Annotated in this window: 22 protein-coding genes; 5 read left to right on the forward strand and 17 right to left on the reverse strand. The window is 42.6% G+C overall.

Annotated elements, in window-relative coordinates; all coding sequences use genetic code 11:
* Genes ACSBL2_RS21485 through ACSBL2_RS21495 form a run of 3 tightly spaced genes read right to left on the reverse strand, consistent with a single transcriptional unit; the run spans position 1 to position 2589 of the window.
* Positions 1-567, reverse strand: a complete 567-nt coding sequence (locus ACSBL2_RS21485; RefSeq protein ID WP_442588611.1) for a hypothetical protein — start codon at positions 565-567, stop codon at positions 1-3.
* Complete coding sequence (galE, locus tag ACSBL2_RS21490) at positions 568-1590, reverse strand: UDP-glucose 4-epimerase GalE (RefSeq protein WP_442588612.1); 1023 nt, start codon at positions 1588-1590, stop codon at positions 568-570.
* A 9-nt stretch (positions 1591-1599) separates the two neighbouring features.
* The gene (locus ACSBL2_RS21495) at positions 1600-2589 is read right to left on the reverse strand and encodes a UDP-glucuronic acid decarboxylase family protein (protein WP_442588613.1); all 990 of its coding nucleotides are present in this window, start codon (positions 2587-2589) and stop codon (positions 1600-1602) included.
* A gap of 215 nt (positions 2590-2804) precedes the next feature.
* Between ACSBL2_RS21495 and ACSBL2_RS21500 the strand changes: the two genes are divergently transcribed.
* On the forward strand, positions 2805-4067 hold the full coding sequence (locus tag ACSBL2_RS21500) for a 3-deoxy-D-manno-octulosonic acid transferase (RefSeq protein WP_442588614.1): 1263 nt from the start codon (positions 2805-2807) through the stop codon (positions 4065-4067).
* Here the strand turns inward: ACSBL2_RS21500 and hemH are convergent.
* The 4 genes from hemH to ACSBL2_RS21520 form a co-directional block, all read right to left on the reverse strand.
* Complete coding sequence (gene hemH, locus ACSBL2_RS21505) at positions 4064-5092, reverse strand: ferrochelatase (protein WP_442588615.1); 1029 nt, start codon at positions 5090-5092, stop codon at positions 4064-4066. The genes ACSBL2_RS21500 and hemH overlap by 4 nt on opposite strands.
* A gap of 147 nt (positions 5093-5239) precedes the next feature.
* On the reverse strand, positions 5240-6088 hold the full coding sequence (locus ACSBL2_RS21510; RefSeq protein WP_442588616.1) for a 4-hydroxy-3-methylbut-2-enyl diphosphate reductase: 849 nt from the start codon (positions 6086-6088) through the stop codon (positions 5240-5242).
* 44 nt (positions 6089-6132) lie between these two features.
* Positions 6133-7140: a glycosyltransferase gene (locus ACSBL2_RS21515; RefSeq protein WP_442588617.1), complete on the reverse strand. Its 1008-nt coding sequence runs from the start codon at positions 7138-7140 to the stop codon at positions 6133-6135.
* A 147-nt stretch (positions 7141-7287) separates the two neighbouring features.
* On the reverse strand, positions 7288-7797 hold the full coding sequence (locus ACSBL2_RS21520) for a phosphoribosyltransferase family protein (protein ID WP_442588618.1): 510 nt from the start codon (positions 7795-7797) through the stop codon (positions 7288-7290).
* Positions 7798-8081: 284 nt separating this feature from the next.
* Here ACSBL2_RS21520 and ACSBL2_RS21525 point away from each other — a divergent pair, with 284 nt between their 5' ends.
* Entirely contained in the window at positions 8082-8798 is a 717-nt protein-coding gene (locus tag ACSBL2_RS21525) for a head GIN domain-containing protein (protein ID WP_442588619.1), read from the forward strand.
* A gap of 233 nt (positions 8799-9031) precedes the next feature.
* Here the strand turns inward: ACSBL2_RS21525 and ACSBL2_RS21530 are convergent, their stop codons facing one another.
* From ACSBL2_RS21530 to kbl, 7 genes are all read right to left on the reverse strand, one after another.
* Positions 9032-9451 carry a hypothetical protein gene (locus ACSBL2_RS21530; RefSeq protein ID WP_442588620.1) on the reverse strand — a complete coding sequence of 140 codons (420 nt, stop codon included), beginning with the start codon at positions 9449-9451 and terminating at the stop codon, positions 9032-9034.
* A 66-nt stretch (positions 9452-9517) separates the two neighbouring features.
* Positions 9518-10933 carry a 23S rRNA (uracil(1939)-C(5))-methyltransferase RlmD gene (gene rlmD / locus ACSBL2_RS21535; RefSeq protein ID WP_442588621.1) on the reverse strand — a complete coding sequence of 472 codons (1416 nt, stop codon included), beginning with the start codon at positions 10931-10933 and terminating at the stop codon, positions 9518-9520.
* A gap of 185 nt (positions 10934-11118) precedes the next feature.
* The gene (locus ACSBL2_RS21540; protein ID WP_442588622.1) at positions 11119-11229 is read right to left on the reverse strand and encodes a phenylalanyl-tRNA synthetase subunit alpha; all 111 of its coding nucleotides are present in this window, start codon (positions 11227-11229) and stop codon (positions 11119-11121) included.
* 125 nt (positions 11230-11354) lie between these two features.
* On the reverse strand, positions 11355-11930 hold the full coding sequence (locus ACSBL2_RS21545) for a TetR/AcrR family transcriptional regulator (RefSeq protein ID WP_442588623.1): 576 nt from the start codon (positions 11928-11930) through the stop codon (positions 11355-11357).
* Positions 11930-12346, reverse strand: coding sequence for a hypothetical protein (locus ACSBL2_RS21550; RefSeq protein WP_442588624.1), 417 nt, complete (start codon positions 12344-12346; stop codon positions 11930-11932). The genes ACSBL2_RS21545 and ACSBL2_RS21550 overlap by 1 nt, the downstream gene beginning before the upstream one ends.
* A gap of 10 nt (positions 12347-12356) precedes the next feature.
* Positions 12357-13394 (reverse strand): phenylalanine--tRNA ligase subunit alpha, encoded by a 1038-nt coding sequence (pheS, locus tag ACSBL2_RS21555; RefSeq protein ID WP_442588625.1) that lies wholly within the window; start codon positions 13392-13394, stop codon positions 12357-12359.
* A 185-nt stretch (positions 13395-13579) separates the two neighbouring features.
* On the reverse strand, positions 13580-14767 hold the full coding sequence (gene kbl / locus ACSBL2_RS21560) for a glycine C-acetyltransferase (RefSeq protein ID WP_442588626.1): 1188 nt from the start codon (positions 14765-14767) through the stop codon (positions 13580-13582).
* A 140-nt stretch (positions 14768-14907) separates the two neighbouring features.
* Here kbl and ACSBL2_RS21565 point away from each other — a divergent pair, with 140 nt between their 5' ends.
* Positions 14908-17358 (forward strand): DUF5686 and carboxypeptidase regulatory-like domain-containing protein, encoded by a 2451-nt coding sequence (locus tag ACSBL2_RS21565; RefSeq protein WP_442588627.1) that lies wholly within the window; start codon positions 14908-14910, stop codon positions 17356-17358.
* 109 nt (positions 17359-17467) lie between these two features.
* Positions 17468-18133 (forward strand): XRE family transcriptional regulator, encoded by a 666-nt coding sequence (locus ACSBL2_RS21570; protein ID WP_442588628.1) that lies wholly within the window; start codon positions 17468-17470, stop codon positions 18131-18133.
* Positions 18134-18670: 537 nt separating this feature from the next.
* On the opposite strand, the gene ACSBL2_RS21575 is transcribed toward ACSBL2_RS21570, so the two are convergent.
* Positions 18671-20221 (reverse strand): SulP family inorganic anion transporter, encoded by a 1551-nt coding sequence (locus ACSBL2_RS21575; RefSeq protein ID WP_442588629.1) that lies wholly within the window; start codon positions 20219-20221, stop codon positions 18671-18673.
* 112 nt (positions 20222-20333) lie between these two features.
* On the opposite strand from ACSBL2_RS21575, the gene ACSBL2_RS21580 reads away from it, so the two are divergent.
* Entirely contained in the window at positions 20334-20534 is a 201-nt protein-coding gene (locus ACSBL2_RS21580) for a hypothetical protein (RefSeq protein ID WP_442588630.1), read from the forward strand.
* Positions 20535-20771: 237 nt separating this feature from the next.
* Here the strand turns inward: ACSBL2_RS21580 and obgE are convergent, their stop codons facing one another.
* Positions 20772-21794 carry a GTPase ObgE gene (gene obgE, locus ACSBL2_RS21585; RefSeq protein WP_442588631.1) on the reverse strand — a complete coding sequence of 341 codons (1023 nt, stop codon included), beginning with the start codon at positions 21792-21794 and terminating at the stop codon, positions 20772-20774.
* A gap of 77 nt (positions 21795-21871) precedes the next feature.
* Positions 21872-22441, reverse strand: coding sequence for an adenylate kinase (locus tag ACSBL2_RS21590; protein ID WP_442588632.1), 570 nt, complete (start codon positions 22439-22441; stop codon positions 21872-21874).
* Positions 22442-22444: the final 3 nt, after the last annotated feature.

The following is a 22444-nucleotide window of genomic DNA, read 5'->3' on the forward strand; positions in this document are numbered from 1 at the left end:
CTATATTTCTTCCGGTAGTCCGACAATACGGGCTATCTTCTGCAGGTTGTTTTCTCCAATCTTATACAACAGCTGATTAAACTTATCCATGAGATCAAACTGTAGGTCTTCATGCAGCTTCAGGTATTTTTTATACAAGCCAAAGACTGTCTTTACAAAATAAGTGCTGAGCCGTTCCTGGTACTTTGCCATAGATAAAAATGTAAACTCCTCATAGGCAATGGGGATCACCGTTAACAGATGCAGGCGCAGTTCAATCTCGGTATTCAGGTCTTTTGTAACCTTAAAATGGTGGTTCACCCGGCCATTCAGTTTTCTCATGACAATGAGGGATTCTTTCGCACCTGCTTTACGCAGTTTACGGAGTCCCGTAATTTCATCGTCTATTTCTTCGATCAGAGCCAGGTACCGTCCTTCCAGATCAGATTCATCTTCCAGCAACTTGAAATGAAGATGCTCGGTAAGCACTTTATCTTTTGCTATAAGGCGCAATAACAACGCGTCCTTCTCTTTTGAAGGCAGGGCTATTATTGCGGCCTTTAAATCTTTATGATCTTTCAGGAGCATTTAAAATGGGTTATCTTTTAAATATTTCTCCCATTTCCAGGCAGAGGACATCATTTCATTTACATCCAGCTCGGCTTTCCAGCCCAGTAATTCGGAAGATTTAGTGACATTGCCCCAAACCTGCTCCACATCACCTTCTCTCCTGTCACCAATTTTATAATCCAGCTTCTCGCCAGTCGTGGCCTCAAAAGCTTTAATGATCTCCAGTACGGAAGAACCTTTTCCTGTACCCAGATTAAAGACTTCATAATTGCTTTCACTTTTTTCTTCTTCCATGCGCTTAATTGCCGCCACATGTGCTTTGGCAAGATCCACTACATGAATATAATCTCTTACGGCACTGCCATCAGGGGTATTGTAGTCGCTGCCAAATACGGTAACCGGACCACGTTTACCGATGGCCGACTGTGTAATGAAAGGAACAAGGTTTTGTGGTACACCAATTGGCAATTCACCAATCAGAGCAGAGCTGTGTGCACCTACAGGATTGAAATAACGCAGTGAAATCACTTTCAGGTCAGGCGTCACCTTGCAGGTATCGGTAAGGATTTCTTCAGCAATCTGTTTGGTATTGCCATATGGTGATTCTGCCCTTTTCACAGGCGCATCTTCTGTCACAGGCAATACATCCGGCTGACCATAAACCGTACAGGAAGAAGAGAAAACAAGGTTCACTTTACTTTTAAAGGCATTGATAATGTTAATCAGCGAATAAAAGTTGTTTCTATAGTATTTTAGCGGTTGCTGAACAGATTCGCCAACAGCCTTGAAAGCGGCAAAATGAATTACCCCCGTAATTTCCGGGTGCTGCTCCACAAAAGCATTCAGTTTTGCTTCATCACACAAATCCAACTCTACAAATTCCGGTTCCTGTCCGGTGATTGTCTTTAACTGTGTAAGGATCTTTCTGCTGGAATTGGAAAAATCATCTAACAGAATAACTTCATATCCTGCATTAAAAAGTTCTACCGCTGTATGGGATCCAATAAAACCAGTACCTCCTGTAACTAAAATCTTTGCCATTGCTAATAATTAACGATTATATGTTGTGAAATCTTTATGCTCTTTGTTGACCAATGCTTCAGGTGGCAGGGTCTTGAAATATTCATACGTAATTTTTAATCCTTCAGCACGGTTAACTTTAGGCTCCCAACCCAATAAAGACTTCGCTTTGGTGATATCCGGCCTGCGTTGCTTAGGGTCATCTACCGGAAGTTCCTTATAAATCACCTTTTGGCTGGTTCCGGTAAGTTTAATAATTTCTTCCGCAAACTGGCCGATCGTAATTTCATCCGGGTTACCAATGTTCACCGGTTGCACATAATCGCTCAGCAATAACCTGTAAATACCTTCCACCAGGTCATCGACATAACAGAAAGAGCGTGTTTGTGAACCATCTCCGAATACGGTTAGATCTTCACCCCTTAAAGCCTGACCAATAAATGCGGGCAGTACACGTCCGTCATTCAGTCGCATTCTTGGGCCATACGTATTGAAAATACGTACAATACGGGTTTCCACCCCATGGAAGGTATGGTAGGCCATGGTCATCGCTTCCTGGAAACGTTTGGCTTCATCATACACGCCACGCGGACCTACAGGGTTTACATTTCCCCAATACTCTTCCGGTTGTGGATTCACACTGGGATCACCATATACTTCTGATGTTGAAGCAATGATCATCCTTGCATTTTTATTCTTTGCCAGTCCCAGCAGGTTATGTGTTCCCAGGGAACCTACTTTAAGTGTTTGGATAGGAATTTTAAGATAATCAATAGGGCTTGCAGGGGAAGCAAAATGGAGGATATAATCCAATTTCCCTGGTACATACACGAAGGTAGAGACATCATGATGGGAAAATTCGAAATTCTCCAGTCCGAAAAGATGTTCGATATTTTGAAGGTCACCTGTAATCAGATTATCCATCGCAATGACATGATAATCTTCCTTTATAAATCTGTCGCATAAATGCGAACCCAAAAATCCGGCAGCCCCGGTAATTAATACTCTTTTTCGCTCCATTGTATGAATAGTTTACAGCCAATATATTTATAATAACAACACAAATCAGTTGGGATGTTAAAATATTTTGAATCTATTATTTTTAAGAAACCCTCTTCATATTATCCCTTAGAAACGGATCCCCGACTCCTGGCTGATGAATTTAGCAGTTAAAAAGGCTAAATTTTCTAATATAATCAAGTATCTTCGGCTAAGATAATAAATAAACATACAAAATGTTCTGGCTTTATAATTTCGGCATCACCCTCTATAGCGTTCTGGTTAAAATAGCCTCCCTATTCAATCCAAAAGCTAAACTATTTGTATCCGGAAGGAAGAATGTCATGCAGGCTATAGCGCAGCAAATCAATGCGAATCATAAACATATCTGGTTCCATTTTGCTTCCCTCGGAGAGTTTGAACAGGGCCGTCCGGTATTGGAAAGATTAAAGGAGAGCTCAGCTGAAAGCAGGATCGTGGTCACTTTCTTCTCCCCTTCAGGTTATGAGATCAGGAAGGACTACGCCTTGGCAGAAGGTGTATTTTACCTGCCCCTGGATACACGCAAAAATGCAGAGCAGCTGATCAGGCTGATTAATCCGGAAATTGCCGTTTTTACCAAATACGAATTCTGGCACCATTATTTTAAGGTGCTTGGAGAAAAGCAGATCCCACTGTTTATCATTTCCGGTATTTTCAGGCCCCAGCAGTTATTCTTTAAGTGGTATGGTGGGTTCTACCGGAATATACTGAAACAGGTGACCCATTTCTTTGTACAGAACGAGCAAAGTGTTGATTTATTGAAATCAATCCATCTGGAGAATGTGAGCCTGAGCGGTGATACCCGTTTCGACCGGGTAGCAGAAAATGCTGCAGCGCCGAAAGATTTCCCCCTGATCAGGACGTTTTGTGGAAATAGCCCTGTTTGTGTGGCGGGCAGTACCTGGCCAGAGGATGAACAGTTGCTGAAGGCCCTGATTGAAGAACAGCCCGACTGGAAATTTATCATTGCCCCGCATGAGATCAATAGCGAGCATCTGGATCAGCTGATCAAGTTAATGCCTGATTTAATCCGGTATACCACACTACAAAGTAAAGAAAGTGCTCATTCTAAGCCTTTGGCAGGAAGTCATGTAACCGAGCAACCAGGCTCGGCCCGTATATTATTAATAGATAACATCGGGATGCTTTCCTCTGTCTATCAATATGCAAAAGTAGCTTATATAGGTGGGGGCTTTGGCGCAGGGATCCACAATACCCTGGAAGCCGCAGCTTTTGGTTTACCCGTTATTTTCGGACCAAAATATGAGAAGTTTCAGGAGGCCAGGGACCTGATCTCCATGGGTGCAGCAATCAGCATCAATTCAGGAGGAGAACTTTCCGCAGCTTTTGATCAGCTACGGAAAGATGCCAGTGCAGCTGAGCGCTCCAGCCAGTACGTCCAGCGCAAAACCGGGTCTACAAAACAAATTGTGACCATGCTGGAGAATTATATTTAATTTTTACAGTGCTGATCTTTCACCATTTTTACCAGGGCGGCAATCCATTGCGGGTGATCATTCAGACTGGCAACCAGCTGTACTTCTTCACCACCCAAATGTTTAAATTCTTCACCATACTCCACAGTCACCTCATACAGGGTTTCCAGACAGTCGGCCACAAAAGCAGGACAGAAAACCAGCAGTCTTTTCTTTCCTTTTTCAGCAAGCTCTTTCAACACATTGCTGGTATAGGGCTGTACCCAGGGTTCCTTGCCCAGTCTTGACTGAAAGCAAACTGAATACTTATCGGCAGGGATATTTAATTTCGCAGCGATCAGGCGTGCCGTATCATGGCATTGCGCCGAGTAGCAGAATTTATTGACATCTGTCAGTGTAGCGCAGCAGTCGTCTGTTTGAAGACAATGTTTTCCTGAGTGGTCACATTTTTTCAGCTGGCGCTCCGGTAATCCATGAAAGCTGAATAAAATCTGGTCATAGGATTCAGGCTGATATTTTTTGGCATTATCGGCAAAAGTATCGATCATGAGCGCATTGTCATGAAAAGAATTGACAAATGATACCGGTGGGATCGTCTGCCATTTACCCACAATTTCCATTACCTTCTGTATCACAGAGCCTGTACTGGCAGAAGCATATTGCGGAAACAAAGGGATCACCTGGATACTTTCCACCATCCCCGCTTTCATTTTTTCAAGTGCAGAGGCAATAGAAGGGCTCTGGTAACGCATGGCCAGTTCCACATGGTACTCAGGTCCCAGTTGTTCCTGAACCAATGCAGCCTGTATTTTGCTGAAGTACAATAAAGGGGAGCCGTTTTCATCCCAGATTTCTTTATACAATTTCGAAGTTTTAGGGCTGCGGAAGGGTACAATGATCCCTTTCACCAATAAGGTCCGCTGAATGGCATTGATGTCAATCACACGTTCATCCATTAAAAATTCGTCCAGATACGTGCGGACATCCTTTACTTCCGGACTATCCGGAGTTCCTAAATTTACAAGCAGTACGCCCTTTTTTCCCATAGTTTTTTGTAACGGCAATCCCGGTTCTCAGGAATTGCTAATAAATGCAAATATACGTTTAAGCAGAAACCTCTCTAAAAAAGGCTGCTGATAATTACTTTCCAATGATGATGATGAATGATTTTATTGATGAATTGGTTGCTAAGGTTAAAAAGACTCCAGCTTAGCCTTTACCTTTTCCATTAACCACATTGGGGTTGAGGTTGCGCCGCAAATGCCAACTTTATCATTTGCGTCAAACCAATCCAGCTCCAGTTCTTCTACGGTGGAGATGAAATAGGAATTGTCGTTGTACTTTTTGCATACATCATACAATACTTTTCCATTGGAAGATTTCTTTCCGGATACAAAAATGACCTTATTGAAATTGACCACAAACTGCTCCAGATCCGTATAACGATTGGACACCTGCCTGCAGATGGTATCATTCGCCTTCACCTCATATCCCCTGCTAAGCAGCTGATCCTTGATATGGTAAAATTTATCTGTACTCTTGGTGGTCTGGCTATAGAGTGTGAATTTGGCTGGCAATTCGGCATTGTCCAGTTCCGACAGGTCCTGAAAAACAAGGGCTTCACCATCCGTTTGTCCCTGCAGACCAATCACCTCGGCATGGCCGTGTTTTCCAAAGATGAGGATGTGCTCTTTATCATCATGTGAATTTTTGATCCGGTTCTGCAGTTTCAGTACAACCGGACAGGAAGCATCAATCAAAGTGAGGTTATTCTCCATCGCCAGCTGGTAGGTTGATGGTGCTTCACCATGCGCCCTGATCAGCACTTTCTCATTGTGCAGCAGCTGCAACTGCTCATGGTCTATAATCCTGAGCCCTTTATCGGTCAGGCGTTTGACCTCTTCATCATTATGTACAATATCCCCGAGGCAATACAAATAATCCTCATCGTCCAGAATATCTTCTGCCATTTCAATAGCATAGACTACTCCGAAACAAAAGCCAGAGGCTTTATCGATGGTTACGGCTAAATTATATTTCATAAGGTAAGTATTGATCCTGCAAAATTACACAAAAGAGTTTCAAATTATGCCCTCTTATGTGTTGAATAGTTGAATATACGTAAAAATATAGCATTTAATAAGGCGATACACAAGAACAGCATCTGTAGAGGATGAAGGAGAAGGTTAACCACCGGATTTTGCCTGACGAGGAAAGAAATCATGATACGTGTTAAAAAAATCAGACCCACAGGCATGATTAACAGCTCATATTCTGCATTGGAGAGCATATATACCGGGCCGGCAATGACCAGAAGGACATATAACAGCGCGGCAGGGATATTATTTCCAAAAATAAGCAGCAGGCGTTTTCCATAGGCAGGAAATAGCTGCTGCGTTGCAGTCGGAGCCGTATAAATTAAACGGTCGCCCAGTAGGGTTTCCGCTTTCAGCTGATCAAGTTTAACGGCTTTAACCACATCCCTTCCGGGTTGCCAGGCATATTTGCGGTAGGCCTGTGCAGAAAAAAACAAACATTTGTCGTCTGAAGTAGAAAAAGCAGGACTGGAAAAGAGGCGCACCAGGCGCAAGGGAACCAGGTTGAGCAATATAAAATCGCTTACCGGCAGCATGATTTTATCCCGGAAGGTAGCGGAAGTCTGCCTTGGAATAATGCTCAGCACTGCCAGGTCGAACACTTTCGCGCGGTAAATAAGGCTGTCGAATAATCCTGGGACCACTACGGTTTCAGGCTGGAGGAATAACAGGTACTCCGCTGCGACTTCTGCAGGATTAATTTCTCCTACAGTCCTGAAACGGGGATCAGCTGTACAGATTTCATGGAGCTGCTCAAAGTTTTCCGATTTCCTGTGGCAGTGTAACAGCACTTCCATATGCTGGTAATCCTGTTTTTGAAGAGAATGGAGTAAAGTAGCCATTCCCGGAGAATTGATTCGGGCATCAATGATCACAGCGACCTTATCGGTAAAATGTTTACCATATTTCCCCAGTTTAGGGTTGGATAAAAAATTGAATATCGTTACAGAGAAACGAAGAATCAGAAAAATAAGGACGACATAAATGAAAATAAGCATAGGGATCTTCAGTTGATGTCTTTAACCATTTCTTCTAACCATAGGGAAAATATACATATAACCGTACGACTTCATCAATCTATTCAATAACCGCACAAATGATTAAAAATTGTATAAAGCAGGCAATGTTTAAGGGAGATGGGTTGTTTACAGGAGATAAACACCATCAGCCTCTCCTTCCACATCAAGGACCACGTGGACATGTTCTTTTAATACTGTGGCCATTTCCAGCCCAACGAAGTCAGTTGCCACAGGGAATATCTTATGGCTCCTGTCTACCAAAACCACGGTCCTGATTTTTTTATGCGGTGTATTTAAGAAAACACCAAGGCCATAGGCCAGGGTTTTCCCACTGTTCAGCACATCATCTACCAGGATAATCACTTTATTTTTAACTTTTACAGGGTCAACATCAGTCTTGGCAATCAGGCGTGTACTGTCCTTTTCAAGGTCAATGCTCATCATGGTTACTTTAAGCCCGGAGATTTCGTCCAACACAGCTTTCAGGCGTAAAGCCAGTTTATAGCCCCTGTCCCATATCCCAGCCAGTACAAGTTCCTTTTCATTCAAATTATCTTCCAGGATCTGATAAGCCATGCGATTTATTTTCTGCTGGATCTGTTGTTTATTTAGAATTAATAATTGTGAGTCGGCCATTTGATTAACGGATTGGTTCTTTTATGCAAAAGAACGATTTTAAGGTACAAATTCAAATATCAATAAAATATTTACAAAATGCTGCAACGTTTCAACTATTCCTGCGTCTTATCTGAAGTGAACCACTGATTTGTTTACCGCAACTCATGACCTGCCACTTTACCTGGCAAACCCTATTGTACACCTGGCTTGCACAAGCCCGGGTATTCGGAGGAAAACATAATTCAGCAAGGTGAGCCTGCTAAACATTAATAAAACAAGAACCCAAACGAAAAACTAATTTTATGAAAACATCTTACTTCATCAAACTCACCATCTTATTCTTCATTGGAATAGCCTGGAATGGCCAGGTAGTCAGTGCACAGGAAACCAAAAAGGTTGCTGTCAGTAATTTTTCCGGCGTTTCCGTAAGTACGGGAATTGACCTTTACCTTAGCCAGGGTAGCAGCGAGAGTGCAAAAATTGTCGCATCCGAGGGTGCAGTGAATGAAGTACAAGTGGAGGTAAAGGACAATAACCTGGTGATAAAATTCAGGGAAAGCCGTGGTTTTACCAATGCCTGGAAGAACAGAAATGCAAAGGTATATGTCACCTACAAAACGTTAAACTCCATATCAGCTACCAGTGGAAGTTCAGCAATTACAGAAAACCTGTTGAAAGCAAATAAACTGGTGGCCAAAGCTACATCAGGAGCAGACCTGAAACTGGAGTTGAAGTGCAATGAGCTGGAAGTTCAGACGACAAGCGGAGCCGATGCGGATTTATCGGGCACAGCAACCAACATCAGCTTTAAATCCACTTCAGGTTCCGATATCAATGCCTATCGGCTGGCCGCAGATTATGGAAGGGTGACGGCGACATCCGGAGCAGACATTAAAGTAAACGTGAATAAAGGCTTGGAGACCACATCTAACAGTGGTGGCAGCATCAGGTATAAGGGAACGGCCTCCCTGAACGATCATTCCCCGAAAAACACGGGTAGCGTACACCGGGCAGATTAATTCTCCTTTGCCTGTACCATTTAATGGCTAGCGGGAATACTGGTTTCCATTCCCTTAGTCCCTATTCCACACACACAACTGAACACCCGGATTTGATATCAGGTGTATAAAAAAACGCCGGCCTTCTGATGAAGACCGGCGTTTTTTGTATCAACTGCCATAAAAAAGCAATCCAAGGTGCATTGCCGATAAAAATCACCAAATTTTAAACGTGACCATCAATCGACCCAGGGTTATCCTTTTCTGTTCACATAGGGGTAGTAAATGAAATTTGCACCTTCAGGGACAATCACAAATACACACATAAACTCTTCAGGTTTTTTATAGTGCTTTAAAAATTCTTCTTTTCTTTCCGGTTTAATAATCCCCTTTTCCACAAACTCTTCTACCGTTGAAGCCTGGATGGTCCAGTTGGTATTCAGTTCATCTTTATTCAGGATCAGCTCCCCGATACTTACCGTATGCTGGTGGGCAACAAATACCGGGTAGGAAGAAATACCTTCGGCAATAATCTCCACAGCAATTTCCTTCACCGAGTCGGAATACAACTCCAGGTCTTTTTCCAGGCTCACCAGGGGACTCACTTTCTTCGCGCTGTTTCCATTTCCGGAAGCAGCTCCCTGTTCCTGGGGTAATAATTCTTCTATATCCATCTTAAAATCTTCAGGCCCGTTTCAATTGAAAGGCTATATCATTAAGTTTGATTATCTATTCTTTAATTATTTAATAAGGTCCAGTAACACCACATTTTCAACGTGTTGTGTATGCGGGAACATATCTACAGGTTTAATTCTGCTTACGGTATACTTCTCCTTCAATAAGGCCAGATCCCTTGCCTGTGTGGCTGCATTACAGCTGACATACACAATCTTTTCTGCTTCCATTTCCAGTAACCGTTCTACCACATCGGTATGCATTCCTGCTCTTGGCGGATCTGTAATCACCACATCAGGTTTACCATGCTCCGCAATAAAATCCCTGGTCAGGATATCTTTCATATCGCCTGCATAAAACAGGGTATTATCGATATTGTTCAGTGCAGAATTGAATTTGGCATCTTCAATTGCTGTAGGGACATATTCCACACCAATTACTTTTTTTACGCTTCCTGCGACGAAATTAGCGATAGTACCTGCGCCTGTATATAAATCATAAACGAGTTCATCACCGGAGAAACCAGCAAATTCCTTCGTTATTTTATAGAGCTCATGGGCTTGCAAAGAATTGGTCTGATAAAATGATTTGGCACCAATTTTAAACTTAAGGCCATTCATTTCCTCAAAGATATGGTCACGACCAGCATACGTAATCACTTCCTGATCGAATATCGTATCATTCTTTTTCTGGTTTACAATATACAGCAGGGAGGTAATCTCAGGGAAATTCGTCTTCAGGTACTCCATCAGTCCGTCTATCTGTTCCTGTTCCACATAGGCAAAAACGACAACGACCATCACTTCACCTGTAGATGAGGTACGGATAATCAGGTTCCTTAAATTCCCTTCATGGTTACGCAGGTCGTAAAAGGTCAATCCCGTTCTCAGTGCATATCCCCTCACCTGATTCCTCAGGCTGTTTGAAGGTTCTGCCTGTAAATAACAATGGTCAATATCAAGGATTTTATCAAAACGCAAAGGTACATGGAAACCCAGGGCATTCATTTCCAGGTCGTCGCGGTCCTCCATGTCTGTCTTGTCCAACCAGCGCTTATTGGAGAACGTATATTCCAGTTTATTGCGGTAATATTTATTTTCTGCCGAACCCAGTATAGGCTCCATAGAAGAAGTATCAATCTTTGCCAGGCGCTGCAATGCCGCCTGTACATTTTTCTGCTTGAACTGCAGCTGGGCATCGTATTGCATATGCTGCCATTTACAGCCTCCACAGGTGCCAAAATGCTGACAGAAGGGATCTGTACGGTATACTGATGGCGTGTGCAGTGTTTCAATAACTGCTTCAGCCAGGTTTTTTTTCTTTTTTACGATTTTTACGTCCACGATATCGCCTGGGACGGCTTTATCAACAAAAACTACTAATTCATCTGCCTTACCTACACCTTTGCCTTCTTCAGCAATATCAATTATACTTAAGTTGGGAAGGATAGTAACCGTTCCGGCTTTTCTATTTCTACTCATTCTTTTGCAAAGCTAAAGGATGTATTTAACAGTTCCTATTTTTTTCATCAATACTGTCTTTCTGCTGATGATGGAGCGACCATGAACTTGTAGGGGGGGAAACAGCATGCTGTTCAGGAGGCATGGCAATTTCCCTGAGGTAAAACATGTACCTCATCATTAGGTGGGAATGGAAATATCAGCGCTTACTTGCCAAAAACTTTAAGGATTAATCCAAAAATGCCTTCCACAAGGTTAAAGTTCACCTCAAACTTCTCGTCGACCAATATAGAAATCTCTAATATCTCTTTACTCATAGCAATTGATGCTTGGAAGTAAATATAAAGGTTTATATACCCAAAACCAAATCGGTTCAACATATTCCCATGGCAAAAAAATATGCTTTTAAGAGAGATTGGTCGAAAGCTGGAAATATGAGGTATTATAGTGCGGCCTTTACTAAAAAAGGGAGTAATTCCTTCTGGAAACTGACGAAGTTCTTTCTCACATCAGAATCACTGACAGAGGTAAAGGCGAAAGAGAAAACAATACTTTTACTTGCCTTCAGGAGAAATGCCAGTCCCTCTCTGCGGGACGGATTATTTTTAAAATGGTCAAGGCCAAGGTATGCAGAAAGCAGGAGCGATTCCAGCTGATCCGACAAGTGCTTCAGGAACTCCTGGGAGTTGGTATTCTCCCTGACGAAATCCCAGCCGATAAATTCATTGCAGACCGTATACGTAAGGCGGCAGGTTTTCATCACCAGGGCCTTCAGGTGCTCCTCTTCATCATTGAACTGCGCCTTATTCTTTAAGATCTCATTCAAATTCAGGTCAAGGTAGTTCATCAGGATAGCGTCCAGTAACTGTTCTTTGCTATCAAAATATTTATAGATCGTAGCTTTAGCGATACGGGCTTTTTTGGCGATTTCGTTCACACTGGTTTTGTGGTATCCATATTTCCTGAACAATTCCTTAGCAGCCCTAATGATGCTCTCTTTAATCTTCTCTGGTTCCATTAGTTGGTTACTTGTATATTATTTCCTGAAATAAAAACACTGTACTGCTTCAAAGCAACAGTCGCCGGTGCTTTAGCAGGACTGCCATCTTCGAGCAAAAACTTAGCTCCTGTACATTCATCGGTGACCGTAAATGTCGGGTTATCCAGCACTACGGCACACTGGTTTTCCGGATTTACAGTACTGCAGCGGTCGTACGCCTTATAGTTGCCTGAAATTGTACGGTAGAGGATCAGGCCTGAAACGCCATATCCGTTCAGGACAACTGCCCCCCCTGTACTGCTTAAGGCAAGCAATCTGGGATCTGTAAGCGGCATGGAAAAGTTTACAGGCACGTCGGGTACCTGGTTGCGCACCTTCCCGCAACCGGCAATGATCAGCATGCCTATAAATCCTGTTACCACCATCTTTATCATGTAAAAAAGATTAGATCAATGAACTTTTATATTGTTTAAGAAAACGTACATCATTCTCAGAAAACAAACGCAGGTCCTTGATTTCGAATTTCAGGTTGGCAATACGCTCTATCCCCATTCCGAAAGCAAAACCGCTATATTTTTTACTGTCGATACCACAGTTCTCCAATACATTCGGATCTACCATTCCACAGCCAAGGATTTCTACCCATCCACTGTGTTTACACAACTGGCAGCCTGCGCCCTTACAGATGGTGCAGGAAATGTCCATTTCAGCAGAAGGTTCTGTAAAAGGGAAGTAGGACGGACGGAAACGTACTTTCGTACCTTCACCGTATAATTCCTGTACGAAATAGAATAAGGTCTGCTTCAAATCAGCAAAAGATACATTTTCATCGACATACAATCCCTCCACCTGGTGGAAAAAGCAATGTGCCCTTGCAGAGATGGCTTCATTACGATACACACGGCCCGGCATCAATGCCCTGAATGGCGGCTTGCCTGCTTCCATCATTCTCACCTGCACGGATGAAGTATGTGTCCTCAAAGCGATATCCCCTTTTTCACCACCTTTTTTAATAAAAAAAGTGTCCTGCATATCTCTGGCCGGATGTTCTTCAGGGAAGTTCAGCGCAGAGAAGTTATGCCAGTCGTCCTCAATCTCCGGACCTTCTGCCACAACAAATCCCAATTTACTGAAGATGTTGACAATTTCTCTTCTCACCAGTGCCAAAGGGTGACGTGAACCAACTTCGAATCCTGCGCCAGGCAAGGTAAGGTCAAGACCAGCATCTTTTTTACCCGTCTCTGTCTGTTCCTGTTCTTTTAAGGTTTGGTATCTGGCTTCAGCAAGCTGTTTAAACTCATTCAAAACTTTCCCCAGTGTCCTCTTCTCTTCAGCAGAAACGGCCTTAAATTCCTCAAATATATCTTTGATAATCCCTTTAGTACCAAGGAATTTTATTCTGAACTGTTCTAATTCGTCTGCATTCTCTGTAGAAAACGCATTTATTTCTGCGGTATATTCTGTGATCTTATCTTGCAACATGAGGCCAAATATACAGCTATTTCGGTATATTATTATATTTGGCCGTTCACTAAAAATGGTTCAGCCCTAAAACAAAAAGATCATATCGGCTAAACCGGGAGGTACCTTCCGGAAATAAAAATGAGGGTGACCACCCGGACACCCTCATGCGATCCTGAGACCTTATACCTGTTGATGCAACAGGATTAGATCACTTTTAAATCCCTGCCCACTTTAATAAAAGCCGCAATCGCCTTATCCAGGTGATGTTGTTCGTGTGCCGCCGACAGCTGTACACGGATTCTTGCTTTTCCCTGTGGCACTACCGGATAGTAAAAACCGATCACATAAATACCTTCTTCCAGCATTCTTGCTGCAAATTCCTGTGCCAGTTTTGCATCATATAACATCACAGGCACAATAGGGTGAATTCCTTCTTTGATATCAAAACCTGCTTCAGTCATTTTCTGACGGAAATACATGGTATTCTGCTCCAGTTTATCCCTTAATTCGGTAGTTTCACTCAGCAGGTCCAATACGGCAACAGATGCGCCTGCAATTGCAGGTGCCAGTGTATTCGAGAATAAATAGGGTCTTGAACGCTGGCGCAGCATATCAATAATTTCTTTCTTCCCTGCTGTAAAGCCCCCTGATGCACCACCAAGGGCCTTGCCCAGTGTACCGGTAATGATATCTATCCTGTCCATTACCCCACAATGCTCATGCGTACCCCTGCCTGTTTTTCCCATAAAACCAGAGCAGTGCGATTCATCAATCATCACCAATGCCTCATACTTATCGGCCAGGTCACATATTTTATCCAATTGTGCAATTGTTCCATCCATTGAAAAAGCACCGTCAGTCACAATAATTCTGTGGCGGCAACCGGCAGCAGCTTTCAATTGCTCTTCCAGGTCAGACAGGTCACTGTGTTTATACCTGAAACGTTTTGCCTTACACAAGCGGACCCCATCAATAATAGAGGCATGGTTCAGCTCATCTGAAATAATCGCGTCCTGATCGTTGAACAGGGGTTCGAATACGCCTCCGTTTGCATCGAATGCCGCGGCATATAAAATGGTATCTTCAGTGCCCAGAAAAGCGGAAAGCTTTTCTTCCAGCTCCTTATGAACGTCCTGTGTACCGCAAATAAACCTTACCGATGACATGCCATAACCATATTGATCGATAGCTTTCTTCGCTGCTGCAGTCACCCTTGGATCTGAGGAAAGACCCAGATAGTTATTGGCGCAGAAATTCACGACTTCCTGTCCGGTGCTTACTTTGATATCGGCACCCTGGGGGGTAACAATTACCCGCTCCCTTTTATAGAGTCCGTCATTTTCAATTTGTTCAAGTTCTTGCTGTAGAACCGGCTGCAGTGTTTTATACATGGTTTGTCTTTTATTTAACTGTTGGCGTCAAAGTTATAAATTATCATCCTAACCTATAAATTAATTTGTCTTACCTTCAAGCCATGTAAAACAGTGCTGTTGAAACAGATAGTTTCCTGCCATTTTATTCAGTTTTAAATATGAAGTTACACTACCTTATCCTTTCTCTTTTTCTGCTAATCAGCGGCAGCACTTTGGGGCAGACTTTCAGCATTAACGGAACCATAAAAGACAAACAGGGTCTTCCGCTTCCTTTCGTTTCCATATATCTTAAAAATACAGCAAAAGGCACTTCGGCAAATACAGAAGGACAATACACCCTCCGTGTGGACAGCGGGAAGCTGACGCTGGTATTTAAAGCTATCGGGTATAAAACACTGGAACGCAGCCTTACGGTCAGGCAGCATCGCACAGAAAATATAACCCTTGAGGAGGAAGCCTATACACTTAATGGGGTAACGATTGCGGCCAATGGGAAGGATCCGGCAGAAAGTATCATGAAAAAAGCCATCCGTAAGAGAAAAACTTATCTCCGGGAGAATGATGCTTATACAGTAAAGGTCTATATCAAAGGAATGCAAAAGCTCGTTGCCGCCCCAAAAAGATTTTTAGGCAATGATATAGAGAAAGTCCTCGAACTGGACACCAACAGGAAGGGAATACTGTATCTATCGGAATCACAGTCTATCTTCCATTTCAAATCTCCGGATAAGGTACGTGAAGAAATGATTTCTTCGAAAATATCGGGGAGGAACAATTCCTTCAGCTTCAATAAGGCATCCGACCTGAACCTCAATTTTTATGAAAACATCCTGCTGGAGAATAAACTGATGGCACGCGGGGTGGTCTCACCGGTGGCAGATCATGCCATGTCCTATTACCAATATAAGCTCCTGGGTTTTACGGAGGAAAATGGGGAAACCATCCATAAAATTGAGGTCATCCCCAGGCATGATACTGATCCTGTATTCAGCGGGGTAATTTATATTGCCGAGGACAGCTGGAGATTAATGGGCACTGCATTATACCTGACAAAGAAATCGGGCATTAACGTATTGGACACCCTGGAAATCAGGCAGCAATTCATTAAAGTGGAAAACAGCTACCTCCCGTCTGATATCAACTTCCGTTTCAGGGGTAACGTACTAGGGTTTAAATTCGAAGGATACTATCTGGGGGTATTCGATAACTATAACCTCCATCCAAAATTCCCTCCTCGCTTTTTTAATGGGGAGCTGTTGAGCATATCGGATACCGTAAATAAAAAAGATTCCACCTACTGGGCAAAAAACCGCCCTATCCCATTAAGTACAGAAGAAAAAACAGATTACCGGAAAAAAGACAGCATTGCTGTCAGGAAGACTTCCAGTAGGTACCTGGATTCGGTAGACAGGGAACTGAATAAAATCAGCCTGGGAAAGGTTGTCATGACCGGATATACCCTCAGGAACACCGCCGACAAGAAATTCCTGAATATAGACCCCCTGCTGAAATCTATCCTTTACAATACAGTGGAAGGATTTGCCATTAAATTGGGTGCAACTTATTCAAAAATACTGGAGGAGGGTAAATACTATACGATCAGGCCCGAAATCCGTTATGGCTTTTCCAACGAAACATTGACGGCAAACCTGAAGGCTAACTATTATTATGATCCCCAGAAGCTCGCAAATGTGGGTATTTCTTTTGGGAATGGAATAGTTGACCTCAATAACTTAGGAAGCATGCCCCTGCTTTCCAATTCCCTGAACGCACTATTATTTGAAAGGAATTTCTCCAAGTTCTACAAGAAAAACTTCCTCCAGGCCAATACCGGCAGGGAGCTGGCGAACGGGTTACAGGCAGAGCTGATACTCAACTATGCTAAAAATGAACAGTTAAGCAATACCACCGATTTTAGCTTTTTCGATTTTAAAAACAGGATGTTTACCAGTAATAACCCTTTTAGCCCGGATGCGGAAAGCCAGCTTTTCCCTGACTACCGTGCATTGACTTTCAGTGCCAGCCTGACCTATACCATGGGACAACAATACATTACCCGCCCCAATGGCAAGTTTTACCAGGAGTCGCCCTCCCCCACCTTTAAATTAAATTACAGAAAAGGGATCAAAGACTTGCTGAACAGTGACGCCGATTACGACCTGCTTTCCCTGGAAATATCAAAAGATAAGATGAGTGCCGGTATGCTGGGTTATTCAAAATTTGCGATCAGTGCCGGTAAATTCCTGAACAATCGTGCCGTATACTACCCCGACTTGCAACATTTCAGCGGGAACAATTCACTGACTTCGGCTCCGGAACTCAGAAAATTCTCCTTTCTCGATTTCTACCAGTACAGCAGCAGTGAACAATACCTGGAACTGCACTTTGAGCATAATTTTGCAGGTTTAATGAGCAATAAGGTACCCTTACTGCGCAAATTAAAACTGGAAGAGCTGCTGGGCATCAACTACCTCAGCCAGCCTTTAAGGAAGAACTATTCAGAGGTTTATTTTGGCATTCAGCGGCTGATTTTCAGGGCAACCTACGGCTTTGCTTTCAATGGAAACAGGAATATTGAACACGGATTTAGAATTTATTACGGATTTTAATTAATTGTTAACCACAATTCTATTAATCCATATTACATTATGCCATTTTATTGCGTCACCTCCGGAGGCGCCTTAGTATCAATGTATTAATTCATATAAATTCAACAACGTGAAAAAAGATGAAAGGGCCTCTTTTGGCCCAAGGATTAAAGAAGTACGGTTGGCTAAAAAGATGACCCTGAAAGAATTCTACGGGCCGGCAACAAAGTATGTAAACAACTTCTCTCCCATTGAAAATGGGAAAAGGATTATCGGAGAGCGCCTGCTGGCCGATATTTTAAGGATACATAAGATCTCCATGAACTGGCTGGTCAACCAGGAAGGGTCGATGTTTGTAGAAGAACCTACTGTCGCTGAGGAATACAAAGGTGTTCCCTTTTTCAATGTCAACTTTTCTGACATTACTTTTAGTGAGTTCAACCTGCTCAGGGAAACTCCTGAATACTATGTAAATTTGAAACCCCTGAACGATTGCGATGCATTCCTTACCGTGTATGGGGACAGTATGTACCCTAAATATGCAAGCGGAGAAATTATTGCGGTGAGGGAAGTGACCAATATGGAGGTGATTCAATGGGGCGAAGCCTATCTCATCATCACAGATGAAACTGCAAACAATATGATTACCGTGAAATCAGTATTTGAGCATTACAATGAAAGTAGCCTGGTTCTAAGGGCTTTTAATCCGGCCTATACCGGCGACACCATCATTGAAAGGAGTGCGATTAAAAGACTATTTATCATCAAGGGTAAAGTCATGCGCAATCAATTGTAGAAAAAAAGAAATTCCTGCTGGCCAGGATAAATTGATTATAAAACAAGAAAGGGTTGTTCCATCCAGACACAACCCTTTTCTAACCAAATATAAACCTGTATGAACGGGTTTTTCTTTTATGGTACCATAACAAGTATACTACCTTATTTATCTTTTCTATATTGCCTGTTATTCAAAAACCGAACCAGAAAATTCTCATTGAGAATTTATTAACCGGAATTACAGTTTCCAGACAATTCTCGGTAGTTGAGCAATTCTGTTAAGAACTGACCACCTATCTCTTATCATTTCAATTGTGACCTTTTTCTTTGACTTTTTTGTGATCAACACTGCAAATTTAACACTTTTTAATTAAAAACAGCACATTAAATACATTTTTCACTAAAAAAATCAACAATCCCCACAACAATTAGGAGTTTAATCCATTACAAAGTATAATAATGGTGATTTACGACAAAAAACAATCAAATAAATCCTACAACACGTCAATTTTAGAATAAAATAAGTTGTTAATAAAAATTTAACATAGAAAACATCTTATTTTAAAGCATAATTCCCTTCAGAAGCAACAAAATACGTCGGATCTTCCAAAACATTCACTTCGATCAGCTGATCGGCATTATTTAATAAACGCTTACAATCGGCACTTAAGTGTGTGAGGTGTAAAGTTTTGTGCATTTTTTTATAACGGTCAGTCAATTTATTCACCGCATCTATGGCTGACATATCTGCTATCCTGCTGTTTTTGAAATCAATAATGATATGTTCAGGGTCGGAAGACAGCTCAAACTGCTCCAAAAATCCTGTAACCGAACCAAAGAACAGTGGACCAGAAACTTCATAACACATCACTCCGTCTGTCCGCATATATTTTTTCACACGGATACGCTTGGCACTTTCCCAGGCAAACACCAGGGCAGAAAGAACCACTCCAATCAATACCGCCAGGGCAAGGTTATGCAGGTATACAGTAATTGCAGCCACACTGATCCCAATGAAAATATCCTGAACAGGCATCTTATTGATTACCCTGAAGCTCATCCATTCGAAAGTCCCGATAGCCACCATCACCATGACCCCTACCAATGCAGCCATGGGTACCCGTTCAATCACAGGTGCCCCGAAAAGAACGATAAGCAGGATCGTCAGGGATGCAATAATGCCTGAAAGACGCGACCTGGCTCCCGCAGAGAGATTAACCAGTGTTTGTGCAATCATGGGGCATCCACCCATTCCTGAAAAAAAGCCGTTCAGTATGTTTGCGCCTCCCTGTGCCATACATTCCCTGTTCCCGTTCCCTTTGGTACTGGTGATTTCATCTACCAGATTCAGGGTAAGCAAGCCTTCTGTTAACCCAACTCCAGCCATAATTAAGGCATAAGGCAGGATAATGACCAGCGCAGCGGTAGTTAAAGGTATCGATGGAATATGAAAAGGAGGAAAACCACCACTTACCGAAGCAATATTCCTCACCAGTTTGGTATCGATTCCGGAAAAAAAGACAAGAAGGAAAACAACAATAATCGCGACCAGTGAAGAAGGCACAGCCTTGGTCAGCTTAGGAAAAAATATCACAATAGAAACGGTCAGTAATACCAGGGAAAGCATGATCCATAGCGGATTACCGGATAGCCATACATAATTACTGCTATCTCCAATTTTAAACTGCTCCAGCTGTGACATAAAAATAATAATTGCCAATCCGTTCACAAAGCCAAACATCACCGGCTGGGGAACGAGGCGGATAAATTTCCCCAGTTTGAAGAGTCCGGTAAGGATCTGGAATACCCCTGCCAGGGCTACCGCAGCAAAAACATAGTCTATTCCATGTGTTCTCATCAATGCGATCAATACGACAACCGTAGCACCTGCCCCACCGGATACCATTCCCGGTCTTCCGCCAAAAATAGCAGTAACCAATCCCATAATGAAAGCAGCATAAAGACCTACCAATGGAGGAAAACCACCAAGAATAGCAAAAGAGAGGGATTCCGGGATCATCGTCATTGCTACGGTAAGACCTGCAAGAATTTCAATTTTATAGTCAACCTTTTGAGAAAAGTTAAACAGGCGTAAATAAGGTTTCATCCCGGATGTGAAAGTAGGTAAACAATAAGCCGCACGGAGAGAAATATCCGGCTTTGGGACAAAGGTAAGAAATTATCAGATCGTATTGTGCCTCAAAAAAGCACAGGCAGGAATGGTCAAAGACACCTTTGACAGGCTGCGTATTCATTCTGGCGCAGCAGTGCACCCGCAAAAGCGGATCAGCATGAAGCAGAAGCCTCAGGCTTTTAGAAAAGCAGGGAACAGGGTGTGTCCCTTTGCTTATTTCCTGGCCTTATTGCTGACTGATATCGTTTTTGCAGCAGGATTGGTTTTCTTTTTTGCGATTTTGTAAGTGCCAATTAAAACCATCGAAGCAATTACCATTGTAAACATGACGTTAAACGATCTTTTATCCATAATTCCAGAAATTTAAATTGTGAAGCAATTTACAGCTACCGGACATTCACAAAGCAAAAGAATGCTTTATTGAGGATAAAAAACCCTCAGAAACGATAACCTGTTGATTGTTAAACACAATTTAGACAAAATCCGGGTGAATTACAAATAATTCAATAAAATAATAGTTATTTTATTTTTGCGGAGAGGAAGATGGTTCTGCCCCGATAGCTTCCCAAAGCATATCTTTTAACTCGGTTAAACCCTTTTGTGCAACGGAGGAAATAAATACCGAAGGAATATTTGCAGGAATATCTTTCCTGATTTCTGCCATCAGTTCTTCATCGAGCATATCAGATTTTGTGACCGCCAGTACGTGTGGTTTCTGCATCAATTCCGGGTTATATTCGAGAAGTTCATGCTTCAGGATAGCATATTCTTCGCCGATTGTCCTGTTGGTATCTGCAGGAACCATAAATAGCAATACAGAATTGCGCTCAATATGTCGTAGGAAACGGTATCCGAGTCCTTTTCCTTTGGAGGCTCCTTCAATAATACCAGGAATATCTGCCATAACAAAAGATTTGTTGGCACGATAGGAAACAATTCCCAGGTTGGGAACAATAGTGGTGAAAGGATAATCAGCAATTTCTGGTTTGGCAGCAGAAACAACAGAAAGCAAGGTCGATTTTCCGGCATTCGGGAAGCCTACCAGTCCAACATCTGCCAGTACTTTCAGTTCGAGGACTACCCATTGTTCTTTTCCCGGCTCACCAGGCTGGGCAAAACGGGGAGTCTGCAGGGTAGACGTTTTGAAATGCCAGTTGCCAAGGCCTCCGCGTCCACCAGGGATAAGGATTTTGGTCTGTCCGTCTTCTGTGATCTCAAACAGGACTTCTCCGGTTTCCGCATCCCTGGCAATAGTTCCCAGGGGTACCTCAAGATATTCATCTTTACCGAATTTACCTGAACTGGTTGCACTGGAGCCCACACCACCATCAGAAGCAATGATATGTTTTCTATACTTAAGGTGCAGCAGCGTCCAGAACTGCCCGTTACCGCGCAAAACAATGTGTCCGCCACGTCCGCCATCGCCGCCGTCCGGTCCACCGGTTGATGTCATTTTATCGCGGTGCAAATGTGCAGAGCCGGCCCCTCCTTTACCGGAGCGGCAGCAAATTTTAACATAATCTACAAAATTGGAACCTTGTGACATAACCTTTTATTTTTTCTTTTTATATAAAATAGCGGGATGAACATACATTCGTCCCGCTATCTGCAAATTTTATTCTATTAATATTTATCTATAACAGCGCATAATTCCGCAAAGATATCATCGATGTTTCCGATACCATTCACTTTACTTAATTTCTGCTGTTCTTCGTAGTACGGCAAAACATGGATCGTTTTACTGAAATACTCTTCAATGCGTTTTTGCAATTTATCTGCCTGATCATCAACCCTATTGGTTAATTTCTGACGTTCAGCAATACGTTTTGTCAGTTCATCCTGGTCCACATCCAAAGCAATTACACCCGCGATGGAACTTCCTTTACTTTCCAGAAATTCGTCAAGGGCAATGGCCTGAGGCACTGTTCTTGGGAAACCGTCAAAAATAAATCCTTTTGCTGATGGATTTTTGTCCACTTCTTCTTCCAGCATAGCAATCGTGATCTCATCTGGTACAAGCTGTCCGTCAGCAATAAGCGCACTTACTTTTTGTCCTAATGTAGTCTGGTTACTGATATGCGCCCTGAAAAGGTCGCCGGTAGAGATGTGTATCAATTGATATTTATCAATCAATTTTTCAGATTGGGTGCCTTTGCCTGCACCCGGTGGGCCAAAGATAACAAAATTGAGCATTTG

The sequence above is a fragment of the Pedobacter sp. AW31-3R genome (assembly GCF_052180285.1).
In the GTDB taxonomy this organism is placed as follows: Bacteria; Bacteroidota; Bacteroidia; order Sphingobacteriales; family Sphingobacteriaceae; genus Pedobacter.

What these genes read in the sequence shown, in the direction of transcription:
- ACSBL2_RS21485 (WP_442588611.1), bottom strand. Translation starts at nt 567, where the DNA reads ATGCTCCTGAAAGATCATAAAGATTTAAAGGCCGCAATAATAGCCCTG.
- galE (WP_442588612.1), bottom strand. Translation starts at nt 1,590, where the DNA reads ATGGCAAAGATTTTAGTTACAGGAGGTACTGGTTTTATTGGATCCCAT.
- ACSBL2_RS21495 (WP_442588613.1), bottom strand. Translation starts at nt 2,589, where the DNA reads ATGGAGCGAAAAAGAGTATTAATTACCGGGGCTGCCGGATTTTTGGGT.
- ACSBL2_RS21500 (WP_442588614.1), top strand. Translation starts at nt 2,805, where the DNA reads ATGTTCTGGCTTTATAATTTCGGCATCACCCTCTATAGCGTTCTGGTT.
- hemH (WP_442588615.1), bottom strand. Translation starts at nt 5,092, where the DNA reads ATGGGAAAAAAGGGCGTACTGCTTGTAAATTTAGGAACTCCGGATAGT.
- ACSBL2_RS21510 (WP_442588616.1), bottom strand. Translation starts at nt 6,088, where the DNA reads ATGAAATATAATTTAGCCGTAACCATCGATAAAGCCTCTGGCTTTTGT.
- ACSBL2_RS21515 (WP_442588617.1), bottom strand. Translation starts at nt 7,140, where the DNA reads ATGCTTATTTTCATTTATGTCGTCCTTATTTTTCTGATTCTTCGTTTC.
- ACSBL2_RS21520 (WP_442588618.1), bottom strand. Translation starts at nt 7,797, where the DNA reads ATGGCCGACTCACAATTATTAATTCTAAATAAACAACAGATCCAGCAG.
- ACSBL2_RS21525 (WP_442588619.1), top strand. Translation starts at nt 8,082, where the DNA reads ATGAAAACATCTTACTTCATCAAACTCACCATCTTATTCTTCATTGGA.
- ACSBL2_RS21530 (WP_442588620.1), bottom strand. Translation starts at nt 9,451, where the DNA reads ATGGATATAGAAGAATTATTACCCCAGGAACAGGGAGCTGCTTCCGGA.
- rlmD (WP_442588621.1), bottom strand. Translation starts at nt 10,933, where the DNA reads ATGAGTAGAAATAGAAAAGCCGGAACGGTTACTATCCTTCCCAACTTA.
- ACSBL2_RS21540 (WP_442588622.1), bottom strand. Translation starts at nt 11,229, where the DNA reads ATGAGTAAAGAGATATTAGAGATTTCTATATTGGTCGACGAGAAGTTT.
- ACSBL2_RS21545 (WP_442588623.1), bottom strand. Translation starts at nt 11,930, where the DNA reads ATGGAACCAGAGAAGATTAAAGAGAGCATCATTAGGGCTGCTAAGGAA.
- ACSBL2_RS21550 (WP_442588624.1), bottom strand. Translation starts at nt 12,346, where the DNA reads ATGATAAAGATGGTGGTAACAGGATTTATAGGCATGCTGATCATTGCC.
- pheS (WP_442588625.1), bottom strand. Translation starts at nt 13,394, where the DNA reads ATGTTGCAAGATAAGATCACAGAATATACCGCAGAAATAAATGCGTTT.
- kbl (WP_442588626.1), bottom strand. Translation starts at nt 14,767, where the DNA reads ATGTATAAAACACTGCAGCCGGTTCTACAGCAAGAACTTGAACAAATT.
- ACSBL2_RS21565 (WP_442588627.1), top strand. Translation starts at nt 14,908, where the DNA reads ATGAAGTTACACTACCTTATCCTTTCTCTTTTTCTGCTAATCAGCGGC.
- ACSBL2_RS21575 (WP_442588629.1), bottom strand. Translation starts at nt 20,221, where the DNA reads ATGAAACCTTATTTACGCCTGTTTAACTTTTCTCAAAAGGTTGACTAT.
- ACSBL2_RS21580 (WP_442588630.1), top strand. Translation starts at nt 20,334, where the DNA reads ATGGTCAAAGACACCTTTGACAGGCTGCGTATTCATTCTGGCGCAGCA.
- obgE (WP_442588631.1), bottom strand. Translation starts at nt 21,794, where the DNA reads ATGTCACAAGGTTCCAATTTTGTAGATTATGTTAAAATTTGCTGCCGC.
- ACSBL2_RS21590 (WP_442588632.1), bottom strand. Translation starts at nt 22,441, where the DNA reads ATGCTCAATTTTGTTATCTTTGGCCCACCGGGTGCAGGCAAAGGCACC.